This is a genomic window from Herbaspirillum sp. VT-16-41, from assembly GCF_001994935.1.
GTDB lineage: Bacteria > Pseudomonadota > Gammaproteobacteria > Burkholderiales > Burkholderiaceae_D > Herbaspirillum > Herbaspirillum frisingense.
The window spans coordinates 157,565-178,571 of record NZ_MUXB01000022.1 but is presented as its reverse complement, the minus strand read 5'-3'; the positions used below and the strand labels follow the sequence as shown (position 1 = coordinate 178,571).

Annotated in this window: 16 protein-coding genes; 5 read left to right on the top strand and 11 right to left on the bottom strand. The window is 65.5% G+C overall.

Going from position 1 to position 21,007, the window contains the following annotated elements:
• Window positions 1-365: 365 nt before the first annotated feature.
• Complete coding sequence (locus BTM36_RS27575) at window positions 366-884, bottom strand: hypothetical protein (RefSeq protein ID WP_006463038.1); 519 nt, start codon at window positions 882-884, stop codon at window positions 366-368.
• A gap of 546 nt (window positions 885-1,430) precedes the next feature.
• Between BTM36_RS27575 and BTM36_RS03535 the strand changes: the two genes are divergently transcribed.
• Window positions 1,431-1,835, top strand: a complete 405-nt coding sequence (locus BTM36_RS03535; protein WP_006463037.1) for a response regulator — start codon at window positions 1,431-1,433, stop codon at window positions 1,833-1,835.
• A 3-nt stretch (window positions 1,836-1,838) separates the two neighbouring features.
• Here the strand turns inward: BTM36_RS03535 and BTM36_RS03530 are convergent, their stop codons facing one another.
• On the bottom strand, window positions 1,839-2,771 hold the full coding sequence (locus BTM36_RS03530) for a LysR family transcriptional regulator (RefSeq protein ID WP_077235246.1): 933 nt from the start codon (window positions 2,769-2,771) through the stop codon (window positions 1,839-1,841).
• 112 nt (window positions 2,772-2,883) lie between these two features.
• Between BTM36_RS03530 and BTM36_RS03525 the strand changes: the two genes are divergently transcribed.
• The 3 genes from BTM36_RS03525 to BTM36_RS03515 all read left to right on the top strand — a co-directional run bounded on the left by BTM36_RS03525 (window position 2,884) and on the right by BTM36_RS03515 (window position 8,433).
• On the top strand, window positions 2,884-4,002 hold the full coding sequence (locus tag BTM36_RS03525; RefSeq protein WP_077235245.1) for an alkene reductase: 1,119 nt from the start codon (window positions 2,884-2,886) through the stop codon (window positions 4,000-4,002).
• An 85-nt stretch (window positions 4,003-4,087) separates the two neighbouring features.
• Window positions 4,088-6,658, top strand: a complete 2,571-nt coding sequence (locus BTM36_RS03520; protein WP_077235244.1) for a bifunctional diguanylate cyclase/phosphodiesterase — start codon at window positions 4,088-4,090, stop codon at window positions 6,656-6,658.
• 110 nt (window positions 6,659-6,768) lie between these two features.
• Window positions 6,769-8,433 (top strand): methyl-accepting chemotaxis protein, encoded by a 1,665-nt coding sequence (locus BTM36_RS03515; RefSeq protein ID WP_077235243.1) that lies wholly within the window; start codon window positions 6,769-6,771, stop codon window positions 8,431-8,433.
• A 3-nt stretch (window positions 8,434-8,436) separates the two neighbouring features.
• Here BTM36_RS03515 and BTM36_RS03510 read toward each other — a convergent pair whose 3' ends face one another.
• From BTM36_RS03510 to BTM36_RS03485, 6 genes are all read right to left on the bottom strand, one after another.
• The gene (locus tag BTM36_RS03510) at window positions 8,437-9,405 is read right to left on the bottom strand and encodes a LysR family transcriptional regulator (protein ID WP_077235242.1); all 969 of its coding nucleotides are present in this window, start codon (window positions 9,403-9,405) and stop codon (window positions 8,437-8,439) included.
• 219 nt (window positions 9,406-9,624) lie between these two features.
• Window positions 9,625-10,812, bottom strand: a complete 1,188-nt coding sequence (locus tag BTM36_RS03505) for an FAD binding domain-containing protein (RefSeq protein WP_254426904.1) — start codon at window positions 10,810-10,812, stop codon at window positions 9,625-9,627.
• 104 nt (window positions 10,813-10,916) lie between these two features.
• Window positions 10,917-11,882 (bottom strand): XdhC family protein, encoded by a 966-nt coding sequence (locus BTM36_RS03500; RefSeq protein WP_168189732.1) that lies wholly within the window; start codon window positions 11,880-11,882, stop codon window positions 10,917-10,919.
• Between the two features lie 11 nt (window positions 11,883-11,893).
• Window positions 11,894-12,448, bottom strand: coding sequence for a hypothetical protein (locus tag BTM36_RS03495; RefSeq protein ID WP_077235239.1), 555 nt, complete (start codon window positions 12,446-12,448; stop codon window positions 11,894-11,896).
• Window positions 12,445-12,900: a (2Fe-2S)-binding protein gene (locus BTM36_RS03490; protein ID WP_006463028.1), complete on the bottom strand. Its 456-nt coding sequence runs from the start codon at window positions 12,898-12,900 to the stop codon at window positions 12,445-12,447. The genes BTM36_RS03495 and BTM36_RS03490 overlap by 4 nt, the downstream gene beginning before the upstream one ends.
• An 11-nt stretch (window positions 12,901-12,911) precedes the next feature.
• Complete coding sequence (locus tag BTM36_RS03485) at window positions 12,912-15,065, bottom strand: molybdopterin cofactor-binding domain-containing protein (protein WP_077235238.1); 2,154 nt, start codon at window positions 15,063-15,065, stop codon at window positions 12,912-12,914.
• Window positions 15,066-15,626: 561 nt separating this feature from the next.
• On the opposite strand from BTM36_RS03485, the gene BTM36_RS03480 reads away from it, so the two are divergent.
• Window positions 15,627-16,571, top strand: a complete 945-nt coding sequence (locus BTM36_RS03480; protein WP_234293832.1) for a GlxA family transcriptional regulator — start codon at window positions 15,627-15,629, stop codon at window positions 16,569-16,571.
• Window positions 16,572-16,622: 51 nt separating this feature from the next.
• On the opposite strand, the gene BTM36_RS03475 is transcribed toward BTM36_RS03480, so the two are convergent.
• The 3 genes from BTM36_RS03475 to BTM36_RS03465 all read right to left on the bottom strand — a co-directional run bounded on the left by BTM36_RS03475 (window position 16,623) and on the right by BTM36_RS03465 (window position 20,978).
• A complete protein-coding gene (locus BTM36_RS03475; RefSeq protein ID WP_077235236.1) occupies window positions 16,623-17,564 on the bottom strand; it encodes a GlxA family transcriptional regulator in 942 nt (313 codons plus the stop codon).
• A gap of 70 nt (window positions 17,565-17,634) precedes the next feature.
• Window positions 17,635-19,659 carry an AMP-binding protein gene (locus BTM36_RS03470; RefSeq protein WP_077235235.1) on the bottom strand — a complete coding sequence of 675 codons (2,025 nt, stop codon included), beginning with the start codon at window positions 19,657-19,659 and terminating at the stop codon, window positions 17,635-17,637.
• 17 nt (window positions 19,660-19,676) lie between these two features.
• A complete protein-coding gene (locus BTM36_RS03465) occupies window positions 19,677-20,978 on the bottom strand; it encodes an MSMEG_0569 family flavin-dependent oxidoreductase (protein WP_006463023.1) in 1,302 nt (433 codons plus the stop codon).
• Window positions 20,979-21,007 lie beyond the last annotated feature (29 nt).

Genomic DNA, 21,007 nt, shown 5'->3' with positions numbered 1-21,007 from the left:
TCGACGGTCGCCCCTCTCGGCATTCGACCTGGCTTTCATTGCCTGCCGAAGGGGTCGGCTGTCCAGACCCGCCACGCCATCCCGGCCGATCACCCATGCAAGCCCCGCTGCATAAAAAAGACCGCCCGTCGGAAATCACGACGGGCGGCTGAACGCCAGAGGGAGTAATGGCGGGAGTCGACAACAACAACAACAACAACAACAACAACAACAACAACAACAACAACAACAACAACAGGGAACGTCAGAGACCGGAGACTTCATCTCGGACAGGCATCAGTGTTGCAAATCTCCGCACCAGGCGTCTAGCTATACCAAAGGATGGGTCACCCCATACCAGGGCACGCGTCGGCAGATGCCCGCACTCACTCCCGCGCAAACCGCTTCTGCCTGCTCCACAAGGCCGTCAGCAAGGCCTGCAAGGCTGGCCAGGGGTGATTGGATGGATACAGGCAGCAAGTGGACACCCGGCCGTCGGAGGTTTCAATGCCGATATAGAGCCGTCGACCGTCGCGCAGATCCGCGCTGCGGTTGAACAGTCCCTCGTCGGAAAAGAACAGGATGTGCGAGCAGCGCGCCTCGATCACGATGCTGTCTGCTCCCCTGGCTCCCATGGCTTCCTTTGCGCTGCCCCCGAAACAGGTGATCTCCTTGACCTCCTGCGGTTGCAGCAGGCCTTCGGCCACGTAGATTCTCCAGCGGGTCAGCGCCAGCGGGCGGGCGCTCAGGTTGTGCAGGTAGATCTTGTTGCCTAGGCAGGACCCGCTTGATCTGCCCAGCCTGGCCACAAGGCGCCGACGCAGGCGCCAGAGCCCGGCCAGCCTGATCATGGCCATGATGATGGAAATCGCTGCCACCCACGCTGCGAGGGTATGGAGGTCCATAGTGCTCCGTTCGGAAGATGCATCTTGTTATTCTGTTTCACGACATCGCCCTGCGTTGACCTGCAGGCCGGCATCGCCGTGAACGCCCTGTATCCCCTGTCCCCCCCTTTACCCGAGGCTCAGGTTCCCGTCCGATCCGGCTCCTTAAAGACGCCGAATTGTCGCTGCACATTATGGCGTCCCCTCCCGCGACGCGATGTAGCACCATGGTATGGGAAAGCGCCCCCGTACGTCCCTGCGGCCAATGTGCATGCGTGCAAACTGACCCTGCCGACCGGTGCAGCAGTACCAGCGCGCCATTGCGAGCGGCCAGCAGCCCCCTTGGCGCTGGCGTCTTAACACCTTCGTATGATTAACGCCTCCACGCTTCATTGCTAATCTGCGCAGCATCAGGGCAGGTATCGGGCAGGCAGCGGTGGCACATCACCGATGGCCTTCTTTTTTCGTCCGCCACAAGCCTGTTCCGCTTTCTGCCACCTCGACCTTTGCAGGTCTCGAAAAGCGGTATCACACCTGCCTGTCTTTTTTTGATTGAGGAGCCTGGCAATGGAAAAAATGGAACAGCATTTCCTGGTCGTCGACGATCTCTCCACCATCCGCCGCATGGTCATGGGTATATTGAAAGATCTGGAATACACCCGCATGGTCGATGCCGACGACGGCAGTTCGGCCTGGAAGATCCTGGAAGCAGGGCAGGTGCCGGTGTCCTTTGTCATCACCGACTGGAACATGCCCACCATGGACGGGCTGGCCCTGCTGCGCAAGATTCGTGAAGAACCCCGGCTGGCCAAGCTGCCGGTGCTGATGATCACTTCCGAAGCCAGGAAGGAGAGCGTGGTCAGCGCCGCTGAGGCCGGTGCCGATGGCTACATCATCAAACCCTTCAATGCCGCCACACTCAATGACAAGATCCAGAAGATCGTGGCCCGGCGCGCACAGATGGCGGCCTGAGCCCTAAGCTTCCACCACCCCCGGGTGGGCCGACAACTGCTCCATCAGCAGGTCGATGAAAGCCTTGACCTTGACCGACCCGCGGCGGTTGGCCGGATACATGGCATGGATGCCGACCTCCATGGCACCGGGGTTGGCTTCGTAGTCCTCCAGCAGGGGAACCAGACGACCGGCGCGGATATCCTCGCCCACCAGCCAACGCGCCAGCATGACCACTCCACGGCCGCTCAAGGCCGCCTGCCGCAGCATCTCGGCATTGTTGGCGAAGAAATTGCCCTGCACGTTGATTTCCTCGATGTTGCCCTCGGCGTCGCCACGGCGACGAAAACGCCAGCCCCGGCGTGGCCCGTCATAGCTGAACTGCAGACAGGTATGCGCCAGCAGGTCGACCGGGCGCAGCACCGGGCCATGCTGGCCCAGATACTGCGGACTGGCGCAGATCACGCGCGCGTGCGTGGCCAGGCGGCGCGCGATCACGTTGGGCTGGTCGCCCACCGCACCGATGCGCACGGCCACGTCGATGGACTCGTCGATCATGTTGCTCACGCCATCGCTCAATTGCAGCTCCAGCTGCAGCAGCGGGTAGCAGCGATGCAGCTCGCGGCAGACCGGCGCCAGGTAGAGCGTGCTGAAGGTGACCGGCGCGGTGACCTTCAATACGCCCTGCGGCTCCTGCTCCAGGGCGGCTGCGGCGAGGTCGGCCGATTCCAGGCGCTGCAGGATATCCACCACCCGTTCATAGAAGTCGCGGCCGCCTTCGGTCAGGGTCACACTGCGGGTGCTGCGCTGGAGCAGCTTGACCCCCAACCGCTCTTCCAGCGCATCGACCAGCCTGAGCACGGACGACGGCGCCAGGTCCAACTGCCGTGCCGCCGCAGAAAACCCGGAAGTGTCGGCCACTGCCACAAATGCTTGCATTTCGGAAAATTTGTTCATGAGCACCTTTGCGTTTTGCGCAAGAGCCTTCGCTAATCCCGGCATATTATCAGCGCCGGGCCGCAACGTTACAGTGGGCGCTCCTTACATCGCAATCCCATCGGGGCTCACCATGAACGCACTTCTCCAGCCACTCAGCATCGGCCCGCTGCACCTGTCCAACCGTATCGCCATGGCCCCGGTCACGCGCGCCCGGGCTGGCGCCAATGGCGTACCCACCGCGCTCAATGCGCACTACTACCGGCAGCGCGCCTCGGCCGGCCTGATCATCGCCGAAGCCACCAATGTCTCGCCGATGTCGGCCGCCTTCGAGGACGCACCGGGCATCCATCATCCCGACCAGGTGGCCGGCTGGAAGGACGTGGCCAGTGCGGTGCACGAAGCCGGTGGCAAACTCTTCGTCCAGTTGTGGCATGGCGGCCGCATCAGCACCTATGCCCTGCTCGATGGCGCCGCACCACTCTCGCCGTCAGGGATGAACGACGACCTTGGCCTGCTGCAGGTCTACGGCGCCCTGCGCAACGGCTACTACACCCGCATCGCCGCCTCTCCTTCGCGGGCCATGAGCGTCGAGGAAATCCACGCCACCGTGCAGGAATTCCGCACCGCTGCGCGACATGCGGTACTGGCCGGCATCGACGGCGTGGAAATCCATGCCGCCAATGGCTACCTGCCGCAGCAGTTCCTGTCCTCCCACGTCAATCGACGGCAAGACCAGTTCGGCGGCAGCATCGAAAACCGTGCGCGCTTCCTGCGCCTGATCATCGAAGCCGTGCTGCAGGAAATGCCGGCCGCGCAGGTCGGGGTAAGGCTCTCGCCCTTCGCGTTGTACAACAACGCCATCGATGCCGGCGCGGATGGCCCTGGCGACAGCGATACCCGCGCCACCTATGCCTACGTCGCGCAAATGCTCAATGGCTACGGCATCGGCTATCTGCATGCGGCCGATACCAACGCCTGGAGAGGCAACAAGGACATGCCGCGGATACTGGAGATCCTGCGTCCGCATTTCAAGGGCGTGCTGATCGCCAACGGTGGCCTGTCCTTCGAGGAAGCCGAGCAGCTGGTGGTCGCCGGCCAGGCCGACATGGTGGCCTTCGGCCGCCAGTACATCGCCAATCCCGATCTGGCCGCACGCATTGCGCAGGGCGGGCCGTTCAACGAGCCAGACCCCTTCACCTTCTATGGTGGCGACGACATCGGCTACACCGATTACCCCGCCCTGAGCTGATCCGCGCCGCTGTAGCTGGCAGGCGCCGGTCTTCCCGCCGCCTGCGTCCAGCGTCGCCCCTTCCATCCTCGTCGGAGATGCCCCAATGAACCGCAACGCCCGCTGGCGCATGCAGAGCGCCCCGATTGTCCACACCATCGGCGCCACCGCCACCCACGCCGAGCAAGCGGCCCCCGCCGGTGCGGGCGGCAAGCTGCGCAAACCCAGGGGGCGCCCCTGGCTCAAGAAAATCAGCCGCAATGTGCGCGCCGCAAGGCTGGGGATTGCATCAGGTACGAGCTCGGGCGTGACTGAGGCTGGCGACCATGGCGCGCTGGCGCGGCTGCGGCTGTCCCTGCAGCAGGCCGACACGGCGCAACCGCATCTGGCGCTGGCACACGTACAAGATTGCCGGGGCTACCTGCGCGAGCTGATGCCGACCCTGCAGCAGCTGGGGCTGCGCCATCAGGGCAAGACCATCGAATTCCTCAACACCATCCTGACCCAGGCCCTGCACGACGTGGCCAGCATCATCGACGCCAGCATCGCGGCCGACCGCCGCCTGCTGGACCGCTACCGTAACTATGCCGAGCATATCTTCAACTACACGCCCAATGGCCTGTTGGTGATGGATGGACAATGCCGCATCCGCACCGCCAATCCGGTGATGCGGCGCATTCTCGGCCTGGGGGCCGATGTGCCGGTCGACGGCATGGCCTTGCCGGCCGTGTTCAAGGTGCCGGCGCTGTACGCCGCAGCCGGCGAAGTGCTTGCCAGCGGCGTGCCACACCAGGGTATCAACCTGATCGACGACGAGGGCCATGAACGCTGCGGCCACTATCAGTTCGGACTCTCGCGCTTCGACGATGGCGATGAAGCACTCCTGCTGCTGGTGGCCCATGACATCGCCCGCGTGCTGGAAGCCAAGGCTGCCCTGGCCGACAGCGAAGAACGCTTTCGCCTGTCCTTCCACCAGGCGGCCGTAGGCTTGGTCCACTTCGATGCCGCCGGCCGTATCCTGCGCAGCAACCGCAAGCTGCAGCAGGTGCTGGGCTACGATGCCAACGAGATGCAGCGCCTGAACCTGTGCGACCTGGCCGACCCGGATGAGGAATGTGACCACGACCACATGACGCAACGCATCCTCAACGGTGAAATCCAGGATTACGTCAGCGAAAAGCGCTACGTGCGCAAGGACGGACAGTCGATCTGGGGCCAGGTGACGGTATCGTCCATGCGCGAGAGCAATGGTGACGTCCACTTCATTGCCGCCATCGAAGACATCACCGAGCGCAAGGCCACCGAGTACCGCATGCGCCATCTGGCCAACCACGACCACCTCACAGGCCTGCCCAACCGCAGCCTGATGATGGACCGTCTGGACCTGGCCATCGCCCAGGCCCGTCTGGCCTCTGCGCCGCTCTCGTCCTCGCCCTCTTCCTCACCCCGGCACACGCTGGCGGTGCTGTTCATCGACCTGGACCGCTTCAAGACCATCAACGACAGCCTCGGCCACGACATCGGCGACCAGGTCATCGTCGAAGTGGCGCATCGGCTGCTGGCCTGCGTGCGCCCCGGCGACACGGTGGCGCGCCTGGGCGGCGACGAATTCGTGGTGGTGCTGGCCAACGCCGGCCAGCAGCGGCACATCGCTGCCGTCGCCGACCGCATCCTAGAAGCCATCTGCCAGCCCATGCTGCTGAACGGCCATGAGCTGTTCCTGGGCGGCAGCATCGGCATCAGCCTGTATGACCGCGATGGCAGCGATAGCGCCACCCTGCTCAAGAATGCCGACACGGCGATGTATCAGGCCAAGCAGGGCGGCAAGCGCCGCTATGTCTTCTACGCCAACGAAATGAGCAAGGACGCCCTGCAGTTCCTGCGCCTGGATGCCGCCCTGCGGCGCGCGCTGGAGCGCCGGGAATTCCATCTGGTATACCAGCCGCAGGTGAGCATCGCCAGTGGTCGCATCATCGGCTTCGAGGCCCTGCTGCGCTGGCAGCCGCCGGGCGAGGCGGTGATTGCCCCGGACCAGTTCATCGGTCTGGCCGAAGAGACCGGACTCATAGTGCAGATCGGCGAATGGGTGCTGGAAACCGCCTGTCGCCAGCTGGTCGCGTGGCAACGCGCCGGGCTTTGCCCGCAGGACATCAAGATGTCGGTCAATCTCTCGGCTACACAGTTCCGGCAGGACGACATGGTCGCGACCGTGCAGCGCGTACTGGCCGCCACCCAGTGCCCGCCACACTGCCTGGTGCTGGAAATCACCGAGAGCGTCATCATGGATTCGCCCGAATCGACGGTGCAGATCCTCAATGCCCTGAGCGCCTTCGGCGTGCAGCTGGCGATCGACGATTTCGGTACCGGCTATTCCAGCCTCAGCTACCTGAAGCGCTTCCCCATCCATACCCTGAAGATCGACCGCAGCTTCATCCGCGATATCTCCATCGACGGCAACGATGCCGAGATCGTCAAGGCCGTCATCGCCCTGGCCCATGCCATGAACCGCAACATCGTGGCCGAAGGCGTGGAAGACAGCGTGCAGCTGGATTTCCTGCGCGACCACGGCTGCGACCAGGCCCAGGGCTACTTCTTCGGCAAAGGCATCGCACACGAGGAAGCCGCCGCCCTGCTGTCGCGCCAGCAGTTGCCGCTGCATAGCGTGCGCGTGGCCTGACCGGACCAGCACCCGCTTGTCGCTTCCCCCCGTCCGTCCCCTTGCCCCTTGCAGGCCGACAGAACGGCCTGCCGCATCCACCCTTTCATCTCACAACGGGAGTAAATCTCATGGCCCTGCTGTCCTTTCAGAAAAAACTCTGGCTGCCCCTCATTGCCAGTCTCGGCTGCCTGTGCGCAGTGTCCCTGCTGCACATCGTGGAAGCACGCCACCAGCGCTACGAAGAACGGCAAACTGACCTGGCCAACCTGGACAAGGCGGCGCTGAAGATCGTCGAAGGCTTCGCCGACCAGGTGCGCGCCGGCACCCTCGACAGCGAGGAAGCCAAGCGCCAGGCGAAGGCCGTGCTCAAGACCATCCGCTATGGCGAGGACGGCTACATCGCCATCCTGGGTATGGACGCCACCGCCATCCAGAACCCGGGACGACCGGAAAACGACGGCAAGGACATGAGCGCCTTCAAGGACCCGGCCGGCTTTCCGGTCTTCCTGGAGATAGCACGGCTGGCCGCCTCGCCGTCTGGCGAAGGCTTCATGCGCTACCTCTGGCTGCGTCCCGGCACCCAGGTGCCGTCCACCAAGCTGGCGCGCATCGTCAGCTACAAGCCCTGGGGCTGGGCCCTGGTGGCCGGGGTGTATGTGGATGACATCGAAGATGCCTTCTACGCATCGCTCAGGAAGAGCGGTGCCGTCCTGGCGGTGGTGAGCCTGCTATTGGCCGGCATCGTGGTCGTGATCAACCGCAGCCTGAACCGCACCCTGGGCGGCAGCCCCGAGTACGCGGTGGCGGTTGCCATGCAGATCGCCGAACAGGACCTGAGCCGGCCGGTGCAACTGCGCGCGGACGACAACAGCAGCCTGTTGGCCGCCATGGCGCTGATGCAGGCCAGGCTGGCAGCCATGATCGCCGCCATCCGCAGCAGTGCCGAAACCATTGCTGCAGCATCCTCGCAGATCGCCAGCGGCAACCTGGATCTGTCGGCCCGTACTGAAAGCCAGGCCGGCTCGCTGGAGGAGACGGCCGCCTCCATGGAACAGCTGACCCAGACCGTGGCCTCCAATGCCCAGCATGCGCTACAGGCCAATCACCTCGCGCTGGCCACTTCCGAGCTGGCACAACGAGGGGGCGCCGCCATGCAGAAGGTGAGCCAGACCATGGACGCCATCAGCAGCAGCGCAGGCCGTATCGAGGCCATCATTTCCGCCATCGACGGCATCGCCTTCCAGACCAATATCCTGGCGCTCAATGCGGCCGTGGAAGCGGCCCGCGCCGGCGAACAGGGGCGCGGCTTCGCCGTGGTGGCCTCGGAGGTACGGGTACTGGCCCAGCGCAGCGCGGCCGCAGCCAAGGAGATCAAGAGCCTGATCGATGCGTCCTCCACCAGCATTGCTACCGGCGCCGGCATTGTCAGCGAAGCCGGCGGCACCATCAGCGAGGTGGTACAGAGCGTCAATGAAGTGGCATCCATGATCTCGGCCATCACCGCCTCCTCAAGCGAACAGCGCACCGGCATTGGTCACGTCAACGTGGCCATCACGGAAATGGATGGCGTCACCCAGCAGAACGCTGCCCTGGTGGAAGAAGCCGCCGCCTCGGCCGCCAGCCTGCGCGACCAGGCCGCCGCACTGGCCGAGATGGTCAGTCACTTCAAGTTGGGTGAGATGAGGCTGGCCAAGGATGATGCCGTTGCCGTGCCGTCGACCACCATCAGCACCACCGCAGAAACCCGTCAAGCCACCACGCGGGGCCGGCGCCTGGCACTGGGTCAGGCCTGAGGTCTAGTCCTGAACCGGCGCCGCCGGCTGCGGCAATACCGGCAGCGCCGTGGCCAGGTGCTGTTCCAGCACGTCGATGAAGACCTTTACCTTCAGGGCGGTCTCGCGGTTGGAGGGATAGACGGCATAGATGCTGACGTCCATGGCACCTGGGTTGGCTTCGTAGGCGGGCAGCGCCCACACCAGCCGCCCGGCCTGGACGTCATCCATCACCAGCCACACCGGCAGCATGGCCACGCCATACCCGCCCAGGCAGGCCTGGCGCAGCATCTCGGAATTATTCACCGACAGCGAGCCGCTCACCTCCACCGTCTGGATAGGCTCGGCTGGCGTGGCCGGCCCAGCGGGTGCCGCCAGCGGACGAAAGCGCCACTGGCGTGACTGGCTGGCATAGGAAAAGCTGAGGCAATCGTGCTGGCGCAGGTCGGCCGGAACCAGCGGCATGCCGACTGCCTTGAAGTACTCGGGACTGGCGCAGATGATGCGCCGCTGGTCGGCCAGCCAGCGCGTATGAAGCTCGGCTTGCGGCACCGGCTTGCCGATGCGGATGGCGACATCCACCGAATCTTCGGCCAGATCGCTGATGCCGTCGCTGAGATTAAGATGTACAGCCAGCTTGGGATAGGTCTGCTGCAACTGGCACAGGGCCGGCGCCAGGTAGAGCGTGCTGAAGGTGACCGGTGCCGAAATCTTCAGCCGCCCCTGCGGCACGCCTTCCTGGGAAGCCAGGTTCTCGGCTTCCTCGATCTGTTCCAGGATGACCAGCACGCTCTCGTAGTACAGGCGCCCGCTGTCGGTGAGCGTCACCGTGCGGGTAGAGCGATTGAGCAGCCTGGCGCCGACGCGCCGCTCCAGCGCATCGATGAGACGCACCACCGATGAAGGCGCAATGCCCAGGTTGCGTGCAGCGGCCGAAAAGCCGCCGGTGCTGGCCACCACCGAGAATGCCTTGAGCTCTGAAAACCGGTCCATGATCGTTGCGCCATGTTCGTTGAAAAACCCGCTGCGATGCGGATCAGGCGCGCCCCCCGCTGGCATGGCGCCTGTTGTGGAGCCACATTGTACCGACCCGGAGGATCGGCAACAGCGGAAGATCGATAGCGACCGGGAAAGTCCCGCCACGCGGGACTAGGGCCTGTTCACATTTGATCTGCAAGATGCTTAGATTAAATTTGAACAGGCCCTGGCCCATCAGGGATGATGGAACAGCAGCAACTGGCCCGCTTCCACACCCTGGCGCAGCAACTGCTGGCCCAGGGCCACCTGGCGCGGTTCCCAGCGCGCCAGGGCAGCGTCGATGTCATCCGGGCTGGCCTGCAGTGCATCGGCCAGGCTCAGTGCATTGGCGGCAGCCTTCAGGGTACTGGCTGCGGTATGTGGGCGTGGAATGGAGGCCGCATCGCCCAGGATCAGCACCCGACCGCTGACCATCTGTTCCACCGCCAGGTCGCGGATGGCCTGGACGAAGGGGGCATCGGTGGCCAGCACTGCATCACGGAAGGGCGGCGGCAACAGCTGCGGCGCTTCCTCGCGCAGGTGCTGGCGCCAGCGTGGGGCCAGCAGGCCTTCCGGCACCGAATAGGCGCGCTGGCGGCCATCGCGATCCAGCATCACCTGTTCCAGCATGGCCTCACTGGCCACGCGGTACCAGACCCAGTTGTAGAGACGCTGCTCGGGCCAGATGCTGTTGCCCTCCCCTGGTACCAGGTAACCCAGGATGTGCGAGCCGGTATGGTTGGCAAAGCCGAAGTCGCCATGCAGCACAGCGCGGGTGGTGGCCGGCATATCGGCCTCGGGCAGCAGCCCACGCCAGGCCAGGTAGCCGGCATAGCCGGGCCGCTGCGCCGGCCAGAATTGGCTGCGCACGCGGGAATCCCCGCCGTCGGCGCCGATCAGCAGGTCGCCGCTGGCGCGGCTGCCATCCTCGAAGCACGCCGTCACGCGGGCGCTGTCCGGGTCCTGCTCCACATGCGACAGCACCCGGCCCTGATGGTAGTGCTCGCTGCCGAAGACCGACTTCAGCGTGCTATAGATCAGGGACCAGGAAGTCTGGGTCTGCGGCGCCGGTCGCCGTACCCGCACGCTGCCATCCTTGTCGAGAACGACGCGGTTGATCGAGGGCACGCCCAGTGCCTGGCGGCGGATATCGACGCCAATGCGGCGGAACACCTCCAGCACCTCCGGTTGCAACACAATGCCGCCGCCCCGGCTGTCGAGATCGCTGGCCGAGCGCTCGTAGATGTCAACGTCCCAGCCGATCTGGCGCAGCATGGTGCCGGCAAACAGACCGCCGAGCGAGCCACCGATGATGACGGCGTGTCGCGGGCGGGATGGCGATGGGGAGGAAACAGCGGAAGAGGAAGGCAAGGAAGTGGACACGATCTGACCCCGATATTGGACTGTCCCCACTATGCCCTGACTGCCCATGGGTGGGAATGCATCCCGGATCGCAAGGCCTTTTGCGCTGGGCGCAATGGACAGGATCAGTACGCCGGCATGGCCGCTTCCCTAGTTCCGCCACGGACCTGGATCATCTGCGCCATGATGGAGATGGCAATCTCGTGCGGCGTGCGGCTGCCGATGTCCAGCCCGACCGGGCCGTGCAGCTTGGCGATCTGATCGGCATCGAGGTCCAGCTGCAGCAGACGTTCACGGCGCCGTGACTGGTTCAGCCGCGAGCCGATGGCGCCGATGTAGAAGGCGTCGGTCTTGAGCGCTTCCATCAGGGCCATGTCGTCCAGGCGCGGATCATGGGTCAGAGCCACCACGGCGCTGCGGTGGTCCAGCCGCATCTCCAGCACCAGATCATCGGGCATGGCATGCACCACCGCCACGCCCGGCAATGACCATGCCAACCGGTGTTCTTCACGCGGATCGCAGACGGTGACCTGGTAATCGAGGGCAGTGGCAATCTGGGCCAGGAACTGCGAGAGCTGGCCGGCGCCGATGATCAGTAGCCGCAGCCGGGGGCCATGGAGTGTCGTCAGGCTATGCGTGTCGAGCTGCAACGGTGCGTCTTCGCCGGCATCTTCCAGCAGGACCGTGCCACTGGCCAGGTCCAGTCGGCGTCGGGTCAGCACCCGGCGCTGCAGGCGCGCCAGCAAGGCGGCCATCTGGCTGTGCGGCCCCAGGGGTTCGACCAGCAGTTCCACCGTGCCGCCGCAAGGCAGCCCGAAGCGGTGCGCCTCATCGGCGGAAATGCCATAACTGATCCGTTGCGGCGTGCGCCGCGTCATGCCGTCGGCGCGGGCGTGGGCGATCAGGTCATCCTCGATGCAACCGCCCGAGACTGAACCGACCACCACGCCATCGGCACGGATGGCCATGGTGGAGCCCGGTGGCCGGGGACTGGAGCCCCAGGTCCGCACGACCGTGACATATTCGCAGGCATGCCCCTGCTGCAACCATTGCACGCAGGCCTGCAAAACCTGCAGATCGATACTGTCCATGCCGCCGCGAATCAACCCGGGCAGGGCATGCCGGCAGCCGACCACATCTCCAGCATCTGCACGAACTGCGCATGCGACATCGGCGGGATGGTCCGGTCGGCACCGGGCGACCAGGCCCACAGCACCAGTGGATCGGTCTTCATATGTTCGATGACCTGGGCACCGGTCTTGCGGTTGCCGTTGCGGGCCGGGTCACGCATCTGCTCGCATACGCCCTTCTTGTCCAGACCCTGCCAGCGCATGGAGAGCGGTGCCAGGTGCCAGTTGGGCGCGCCGGGGACCTTGCCCTGGGCAGTGTTGGTGGCCTGGTGGCAGGCCGCACATTGCAGCACGGCCGAGCCATGACCATCCTTGCCGCGCACCACCTGCTGGGCATGCAGCACGCCCATGTCTTTCTGGTGCGGAGCTTCGGCCTGGTGGCAGTTCAGGCAGCGCGGCGACATCACTACGCTGGCAATCGGTTCGAAGAGCGTCCCATCATCCCGGGCCGGCTTGCCCTTGCCTTGCGCCTGCGCCTGGGTGAGCGAACACAGGGCCAGCAGCATCACCATCAGCGCGCGCATCATGACTGCCCCGCCGCTTTGTGGATCGCCGCGCGGATGCGCGGATAGGTCCCGCAGCGGCAGATGTTGCCGGACATGGCCTGGTCGATGTCCTTGTCGCTAGGCTTGGGGATGGCGCGCAACAAGGCCACTGCCGCCATGATCTGGCCCGACTGGCAGTAACCGCATTGCGGCACGTCGATCTCGGCCCAGGCCGCCTGCACCCGCTGTCCCACCGGGGTGGCGCCGATGGCTTCGATGGTGGTGAGCTTCTTTCCCACCGCCGCCGAGGCCGGCATGACGCAGGCACGTGCCGGCTGGCCGTCGACATGCACGGTGCAGGCGCCGCACAGGGCCGCACCGCACCCGTATTTGGTGCCGGCCATCTGCAGTTCATCGCGCAGTACCCACAACAGGGGTGTATCCGGCTCGGCCTCGACCTTGACCACCTTGCCGTTGATGTTCAGAGAAATCATGTGTGCTCCTGTCAGCTTGCTTGCAAGGCGGCCACGATGGGCAGCTTGCGGATTCGTGTTCCGGTGGCCGCATGCACGGCGTTGGCCAGTGCCGGCATGACACCGGAGGTACCTGGTTCGCCCATGCCGCCAGGGGCTTCCTGGCTGGCCACGATGTGGGTCTGGATACGCGGGGTCTCGAACATGCGCATGACGCGATAATCGTCGAAGTTGCCCTGCTCCACCTGGCCATTGCGCAGCGTGATGTTGCCCCACAATGCGCCGGACAGACCGAAGATCACCGCCCCTTCGACCTGGGCCTGCACGGTATCGGGATTGACCACCACGCCGCAGTCCAGCGCGCAGACCACGCGCTGCACCTTGACCTCGCCCTGCTCCACCTCGACATCGACCACCATGGCCATGTAGGTGCCGAAGGCGAACTGCACCGACAGGCCGCGTCCGGTCTTGCCTTCACGCGGACCGTGCCAGCCGGCCTCGCGGGCCGCCACCTCCAGCACCTTGCGAGCGCGCGGATTGTCCCCCAGCAGGGAGAGCCGGTACTGCAGCGGATCGATGCCGGCCGCAAAGGCCAGTTCGTCGATGAAGCTTTCCACCACGAAGACATTGTGGGTCGGCCCCACGCCGCGCCAGAAGGCAGTCGGCAACTGCGGTTCGTGGCGGGTGTAATCGACCTGGATGGCCGGGAAGGCATACGGCGGGCGCTCGGCGCCATCCAGGGTCTCCTCGTCATAGCCATTCTTGAAGGCCGGTGGCAGGAATCGCCCCAGCACCGACGAACCGGTCAGGTGATGGAACCAGGCCACTGGCTGGCCCTGGGCATCGATGCCGGCGCGCAGGCGGTCGAACCAGTAGGGGCGGTACATGTCGTGGCGGATATCGTCCTGGCGACTGTAGATCACCTTGACCGGGTGCTTGACCTGGGTGGCGATACGCACGGCACGCTCGACGCCGTCGATTTCGAGACGACGACCGAAGCCGCCACCCAGCAAGAAGTTGTGCACCGTCACGCGGTCCTGGGGCAGCCCGGTGACCTTGGCGGCCACAGCCCGCGCCAGCGTCATCACCTGGGTGCCGGTCCATACCTCGCAGTGGTCGGGGGTGACATGCACGGTACAGTTCATCGGCTCCATGGCGGCGTGCGCCAGGAAGGGTAATTCGTAGGTCGCCTCCAGCACCTTGGCCGCCCCGGCGATGCGAGCCTCGGGGTCCCCCTCGCTGCGCACGCGGGCGGCCGCGCTCTGGCTGGCGCGTCGCATGTCGGCAACGATGTCCTCGGTGGACAGACTCGCATGCGAGCCGGCATGCCAGGTCGGACGAGCCGCCAGCAAACCCTTTTGCGCGGCGCCATAGTGGTCGGCGATGACCGCCACGCAGTCGTCCAGACGTACCACCTGGCGCACTCCGCGCACGCGCAATGCGGCCGCTTCGTCCACGCTGTCCAGGCGTCCTCCGATGGTGGGGGTGATGGCCAGTGCGGCTACCTTCATACCGGGCAGTTGCACGTCCATGCCGTAGCGGGCCGAACCATCCAGCTTGCCGGCAGTGTCCAGGCGACGGGCTGGCTTGCCGATCAGGCGAAAATCGGCCGGCTGCTTGAGCACGATGCTGGCCGGTGCAGGTAGCGGCATGGCAGCGGCCGCCTCGACCAGTTCACCGTAGCCCAGCTTGCGGCCACTGGCGGGATGCATCACGGTTCCACTGCGTGCCAGGCAGCTGGCGGGGTCGACCTGCCAGCGTTGCGCGGCCGCCTGCACCAGCAACATGCGGGCGGCCGCGCCGGCCTGGCGCATCGGCATCCACGCTGCGCGCATGGTGGTGGAACCACCGGTGACCTGGAAGCCCAGGGCCGGGTTCATGTAGCGCTTGTCATCGGCGCCGGCATGTTCCAGGACGACGTCGTGGAGGTCGATCTCCAGTTCTTCGGCAATCAGCATGGGGACCGAGGTATAGGTCCCCTGCCCCATTTCCACATAAGGCATGGTCATGGTGACCCGGCCATCGCTGGCGATGCGCAGTACGGCACTGGGCTCCCAGCTGCTGCCGGTGTCCGCAGCGCCAGGCTTGGTACGGGCGTGCGCACCGGCCTGGGGCAACAGCACCCCCAGCATCAGGCCACCGCCGCCGGCAGCCAGGGTTTTGAGAAAAAGTCGACGGTCGGTCATGGGCGATCCTGGCGTGTCCATGCTGCAGCCATCCCTGTCACGGGAGTGCCACGTCAAGGCTGGTTGGAAAGAGTCCCGCGGACATCGGTCTCGGTCATCGATCAACGGTCATGACCTGGCCTGACACCCGTGGCGGAGAATGGACAGTCCGGGCAAGGAAGATGTGGCATACCACAGTGCGTTCTTGCGCTCGGGACCAGGCAAATTATACGGAGCCGACCATCCTGCAACAGTCAGGAAAGCATGCAAAACCGGCCATCAAGATGAGCTTGCATCGGCCACGGAAAGCGCCATGCCGATGGCAGTAATCACCTGTTTTCCTGTCCTTCGCAAGGTCCTGGCCGGTGCTATATTCAGCCGTCCCGCTCGCTCGTACCGGACGCGCGCTGCGTCTGGAGAGGCGGCGTTCCTGTTGCTTGCCGTATCGAAAGAATCACTGGCCGGCCTCGCTGTCATGGCTGCTCCCACCACCGGGGGCGGCCGCTGCATGGATGAGGTCTTGTTGCCAAGAGAGTGCGCTTGTATGCTGGCGGGACCTGTTTTCTACGTTCGTGAGGTCCCGTGGTTGCCCGTGTCGCGTTGCTTGTCTATCCCGGATTCCATATCCTGGATCTCTCCGTTCTCACCATCCTGGGAATCGCCAACCACTTTGCGCCGGGCAGTTATGCCGTGGACATCGTCTCCATGCGGGGCGGCAACATCGAGACCCGCTCCGGGGTCCCCATCGGCACCCAGGCCATTGACGACACTCCCTACGACACCCTGCTGGTGGCCAGCACACCGGCCGTACCCACGCCCTGCCCGGGCCTGCTGGATCGCCTGCGCCAGGCCGAGCGGGATAGTCGTCGCATCGCCGGTATCTGTACCGCCGCCTTCCTGCTGGCCGAAGCCGGCCTGCTCGACGGCCGCGCCGTGACCACTCATTGGAGTTTCGCTGACGCGCTGGCGACGCGGTTCCCGCAGCTGCGGGTACAGCCGGACCAGATCTACGTGCGCGATGGCAAGTTCTGGAGTTCGGCCGGCATGACGGCCGGCATCGATATGGTGCTGGGTCTGGTGGAGTCCGATCTCGGCCACGAGGTCACGCGGGCCATCTGCAAGACCATGGTGCTCAGTCATCGTCGTCCGGGAGGCACCAGCCAGTTCTCGGTACTGGCCGAGATCGATCCCAAGCAGGAACGCATCCAGCGCGTGCTCAGTTTCATCCGGGAAAACCTGCGCGAACCACTGACCATCCAGCAGTTGGCAGACCAGGTCAACTGGAGTGCGCGCCACTTCAGCCGTACTTTCCAGGCCGAGACTGGCCTGTCCCCCGCCAAGGCCATCGAAAAACTGCGCGTGCAGGCTGCGCAGTCACTGATGGAAAGCGGTCACTCCACCCCGTCCCGCATTGCAGTGCAGACCGGCTTTGGCGATGACGAGCGGATGCGGCGCGCCTTTGCCCGCGTGCTGGGAGAATCTCCGCAAAAGATCCTGCGCGACATCCGCACACGCAAGCAGGCCTGAGCAGGCCTGAGCAGGCCGGTACCGGGTGCCTGGGGCCTGGATCAGCCCCCCTCAGGCCCTGACTTCCCGCCGCATCGATTGCGGCGGCACGCCATAACCACGCATGAAGACCTCGCGCATGTGGCGACGGTCGCGGAAACCCGTTTCGCGGGCGATCACTTCCAGCGGATGGCGGCTCTGCTCGATCATCAGGCGCGCCGCTTCCAGACGCAGGCCTTCGATCGCCTTGGAGGGCGACAAGCCGGTCTCGGCGGTGAAGACGCGGCTGAACTGGCGCGGGCTGAGATTGGCCTCCTCGGCCAGTTCTTCCACCGTGAGCGGTCGCATCAGGTTCTTGCGGGCGTAGTTGAGGGCATTCTGGATGCGGTCGGTCTTGGGGGCCAGGGAGAGCATTTCAGAATGCTGGGTCTGACCACCGGTGCGATGCTGGTGCATCACCAGGTTGTGCGCCACACCGCGTGCCACGTCCTCGCCCAGGTCCTTGCCGACCATGGCCAGCGCCATGTCCAGCCCGGCGGTCATGCCGGCCGAGGTCCAGATGGCGCCGTCGACGATGTAGATGCGGTCGTCCTCGACCTGGATGTCCGGGAAGCGCGCCTGCATGTCGCGAGCGAAAAACCAGTGGGTGGTGGCACGGCGCTTGGACAACAGGCCCGATTCGGCCAGCACGAAACCACCGGTGCAGATGGCCGCAATGCGTCGGGCACGCTGGCCGGTGGTCTGCAGGAAACTGCGCTCCTCCTGACTGGAGGGCGACTCAAGCGGATTGCCCACGCCGCAGACCATCCAGCTGTCGATGTGCTCGGCCTGCTCCACCGGGAGCGTCGCAATGGTCATGCCCAGCGAGGAGCGCACATCGCCACCAGCTACCGAGAAATTGCGCAGGGCATAGAAGTCCTCGCCGGCCACCTTGTTGGCATACTCGAAGACGGTCTGCGTCGCCAGCCCCATGACCTGGAAACCGTCAGTGAGCAAGTAGCCGATGTGATGCATGCTGATTCCTTCCCGTTTCCCCGTTGTGCAAGCCAGCACGATAGCCGCCCGCCTGCGTTCGCGCAAGCGCTCAGGCTGGTAGCGGCATTGCCTCCGCGCCCGCGGAGAGGTGCAGGGCGGCTTCCGGCAACTTCTGCGGCGCGCCGGCCAGCAGCGTGTGCAAGGCCGCCAGTTCCGGCGGGCAGGCGGCGTCCGGCAGTTCGCCATTGACCATCTCGCGCATCAGACGGCGCAGGACCTTGCCCGAGCGCGTGCGCGGCAAGCTCTCCACCAGCACGATGCGACGCGGCCGCGCCCAGGCACCGATGGCCGACACCACGGCTTCCCCCAGCCGGTGCTCCAGCAGGCTGGGCAGGTATTGGATACCGGCACGCGGCACCACCACCGCCATCGGCACCTGCCCGCGCAGACGATGCGGCATGCCGATCACGGCCACCTCGGCCACGGCATCGTCGGCCAGCAGGATTTCCTCCACCTCGCGCGTGCCCAGGCGTTTGCCGGCCACATTGATGACGTCGTCGGCCCGGCCCAGTACGCGCAGATGACCATCCGGCCCGGCCACCGCCACGTCGAAGGTGGCATAGCGCCACTGGCCCTGCTCGCGCCGCCAATAGGTGCTCAGGAATTGTTCATCACGCTGCCACAGCGTAGTCAGGCAACCGGGCGGCAAGACGCCGCTGGCGACCAGCAAACCCTTGTCGCCGGGGGTGCAGGGCTGACTACCCTGCCCTCCCTGCCCCTCCAGCACGGCCAGCCGGTAGCCGGCCGCCGGCAGTCCCGGTGAACCCCGCTGGCGCCGTAACGGGGTGTGACCATCGAGATCGGTCAGCGGCAGGCCGATCATGGGCGAGCCGGTCTCGGTCTGCCAGTAGTGATCGATGACGGGCTTGCCCAGCGCCTCTTCCAGCCAGTCGGCGGTCGGTTCGTCCAGCGGTTCGCCGGCCAGGAACAGGCAGCGCAAGGACGACAGGTCAGCGCTACGAAAGGCGCGGCGCCCACCCCGCTTGAGCAGCCGCATCGCCGTGGCCGAGGACAGCATCAGATCCACGCCATGCCGCTCCACCAGCCGCCACCAGGCACTGGCATCGGGCCGCAGCGGCGAACCTTCGTAGAGCACGCTGCGCATGCCCAGCAGCAAGGGGCCATACAACCCATAGCTGTGACCGACCACCCATCCCAGGTCGGAGGTGGTGAACAGGGTCTGCCCGGGCCGGGCCTGGAACAACAGGTCCATCGACGTCGCCAGCGCCACCGCGTGGCCGCCGGTATCGCGCTGCACGCCCTTGGGCTGGCCGGTGGTGCCGGAGGTGTAGAGCAGATAGCTGGGTTCGTTCGATTCCACCCAGACACAGGGCACGTCGGCCTGCAGATGCCGCTCGCGCAGCGCCGCGTAGTCGTGGTCGCGCCCGACCACCCGCGTCCAGGGCAACACGCCGCGATCCACCACCAGCACCGGGCAGGCATGACCGGCGATCTCCAGGGCCTGATCGACCCAGGTCTTGTAGCCCACCGCCACGCCATTCTGGAAACCGGCATCGGCACACACCACCAGCGCCGGGCGCGCATCGACGATGCGGCTCGCCAGGCTGGCCGGTGCGAAGCCGCCGAACACCACCGCGTGCACCGCGCCAATGCGGGCGCAGGCCAGCATGGCGATGGCGGCCTCGGCCACCATGGGCAGATACACCAGCACCCGGTCACCGCGCCGCACCCCGCGTTCCAGCAGGATGGCGGCCATCGCATTGACCTCGCGATGCAACTGACGATAGCTCAATACGCGTTCATAGCAGCCGCCCTGCTGCGCCTTCGGCTCGCCCTGCATCTCGTTAGAAATGCAGATCAGGGCCGCCTGCTCTGCCCGCGCTTCCAGATGGCGGTCCACGGCGTTATGGCAGAGATTGGTCAGCCCGCCGACGAACCAGCGCGCAAACGGCGCCCGGCTGTCGTCGAGGACCTGATCGAAATCGCGCTGCCAGCTGATGCGGCCGGCCTGCTCGCGCCAGAAACCCTCGGGGTCCTGCTGCGAGCGCTGCATCAGGCGGCCATAGGCGGAACTGGCAGCGTCCACGGGCGAAAGTACGGCTTGCTGCGGCATGGGAAACTCCCTCGGGCTCAGGCGGCCTGTGACAGGGCCGATGGTGTCGATTCAGTGGACGACGTCGCCCCGGCACGCAAGGCGCTGATGTGGTCGAACAGGTAGCGCGCGTCGCGGTCGATGCCGGAGAAGCGTCCCGAGCCCCAGGTGTATTGCCACGGCAGGCCCAGGAAGTACAGGCCGGGAGCCGCCGTCACACCACGCTCGTGACCGGGATAGCCGCGGCCGTCGAAGATGGGTTCGTTGATCCAGCTGAAATCGGTACGGAAGCCGATGCACCAGACCACCGCCGAAATGCCCGAGGCGCGCAGGTCCAGCGCCCGCGCCGTATCCGAAGGCGGCTGCCAGACCGGCACATAGCGGGCTTCGGTCGGCGCCTCGATGCCGTTGGCGTCGATGAAGCGGTCGATGCTGTCCTTGATGCTCTCGGAGACAGCGTCGGCCTCGTCCAGGTAACCCTTCACGCCGCCGCCGAAGTGCGCCACCTCGCCCTCCAGGCTCTCGAACTTGCCATAGAGCTGCATGCCTTCCAGGGCGAACTTGCGCAGGTCGATATCGCGCCCGCCATCACGGCCGGTGACGTAGTGGTTGGTTTTTTCGCGTACGCCCGTGCCCAGCGGATGCTTGTCCACCGGCAGGTCGTAATACTTCATCTTGTCCAGCCACTCGACCACATCCTTGCCCCGGTAGGTGCGCGCCACGCGAGGCGCGTCACCCACGCCCAGGTGCACGCGACGGCCGGCCAGGTGCAGGTCTTCGGCGATCTGGCAACCGGACTGGCCGGTGCCCACCACCAGCACCTCGCCCTCCGGCAGCGATTGCGGATTGAGATACTGGCTGGAGTGGATCTGCACGATATCGGCCGGCAGGCGCTCGGCCGCACGCGGCACCACCGGGATGTGATAGCCACCCACCGCCACCACCACCTGATCGGCCGAATAGGCGCCATCGCTGGCGGTGATGCGCCACAGCCCGTCCTCGCGCCATAGCTTGTTCACGCTCACGCCTTCACGCACCGGCGGCTGGAAGCTGGCGACGAAGCCATCCAGGTACTCGACGATCTCATCCTTCTTCATGAAGCCGAAGGGATCGTTGCCGCGATACGGATAGCCCGGCAGGTTGCATTGCCAGTTGGGCGTGACCAGGCAGAAGGTATCCCAGCGCTCGTTGCGCCAGGCGTGGCCGACCTGATGCTTTTCCAGCACCAGATGATCGACCCCGGCTTGCTTGAGGTACCAGCTGATGGACAGCCCGGCCTGGCCGCCGCCGATGATGATGACACTGTGATGGCGCACTGCGCCTTGGCTTGCAATGGACATGATGTTCCTCGTGGGATGTTGTCGGGTTG

What these genes read in the sequence shown, in the direction of transcription:
- BTM36_RS27575 (WP_006463038.1), bottom strand. Translation starts at nt 884, where the DNA reads ATGGACCTCCATACCCTCGCAGCGTGGGTGGCAGCGATTTCCATCATC.
- BTM36_RS03535 (WP_006463037.1), top strand. Translation starts at nt 1,431, where the DNA reads ATGGAAAAAATGGAACAGCATTTCCTGGTCGTCGACGATCTCTCCACC.
- BTM36_RS03530 (WP_077235246.1), bottom strand. Translation starts at nt 2,771, where the DNA reads ATGAACAAATTTTCCGAAATGCAAGCATTTGTGGCAGTGGCCGACACT.
- BTM36_RS03525 (WP_077235245.1), top strand. Translation starts at nt 2,884, where the DNA reads ATGAACGCACTTCTCCAGCCACTCAGCATCGGCCCGCTGCACCTGTCC.
- BTM36_RS03520 (WP_077235244.1), top strand. Translation starts at nt 4,088, where the DNA reads ATGAACCGCAACGCCCGCTGGCGCATGCAGAGCGCCCCGATTGTCCAC.
- BTM36_RS03515 (WP_077235243.1), top strand. Translation starts at nt 6,769, where the DNA reads ATGGCCCTGCTGTCCTTTCAGAAAAAACTCTGGCTGCCCCTCATTGCC.
- BTM36_RS03510 (WP_077235242.1), bottom strand. Translation starts at nt 9,405, where the DNA reads ATGGACCGGTTTTCAGAGCTCAAGGCATTCTCGGTGGTGGCCAGCACC.
- BTM36_RS03500 (WP_168189732.1), bottom strand. Translation starts at nt 11,882, where the DNA reads ATGGACAGTATCGATCTGCAGGTTTTGCAGGCCTGCGTGCAATGGTTG.
- BTM36_RS03495 (WP_077235239.1), bottom strand. Translation starts at nt 12,448, where the DNA reads ATGATGCGCGCGCTGATGGTGATGCTGCTGGCCCTGTGTTCGCTCACC.
- BTM36_RS03490 (WP_006463028.1), bottom strand. Translation starts at nt 12,900, where the DNA reads ATGATTTCTCTGAACATCAACGGCAAGGTGGTCAAGGTCGAGGCCGAG.
- BTM36_RS03485 (WP_077235238.1), bottom strand. Translation starts at nt 15,065, where the DNA reads ATGACCGACCGTCGACTTTTTCTCAAAACCCTGGCTGCCGGCGGCGGT.
- BTM36_RS03475 (WP_077235236.1), bottom strand. Translation starts at nt 17,564, where the DNA reads ATGCATCACATCGGCTACTTGCTCACTGACGGTTTCCAGGTCATGGGG.
- BTM36_RS03470 (WP_077235235.1), bottom strand. Translation starts at nt 19,659, where the DNA reads ATGCCGCAGCAAGCCGTACTTTCGCCCGTGGACGCTGCCAGTTCCGCC.
- BTM36_RS03465 (WP_006463023.1), bottom strand. Translation starts at nt 20,978, where the DNA reads ATGTCCATTGCAAGCCAAGGCGCAGTGCGCCATCACAGTGTCATCATC.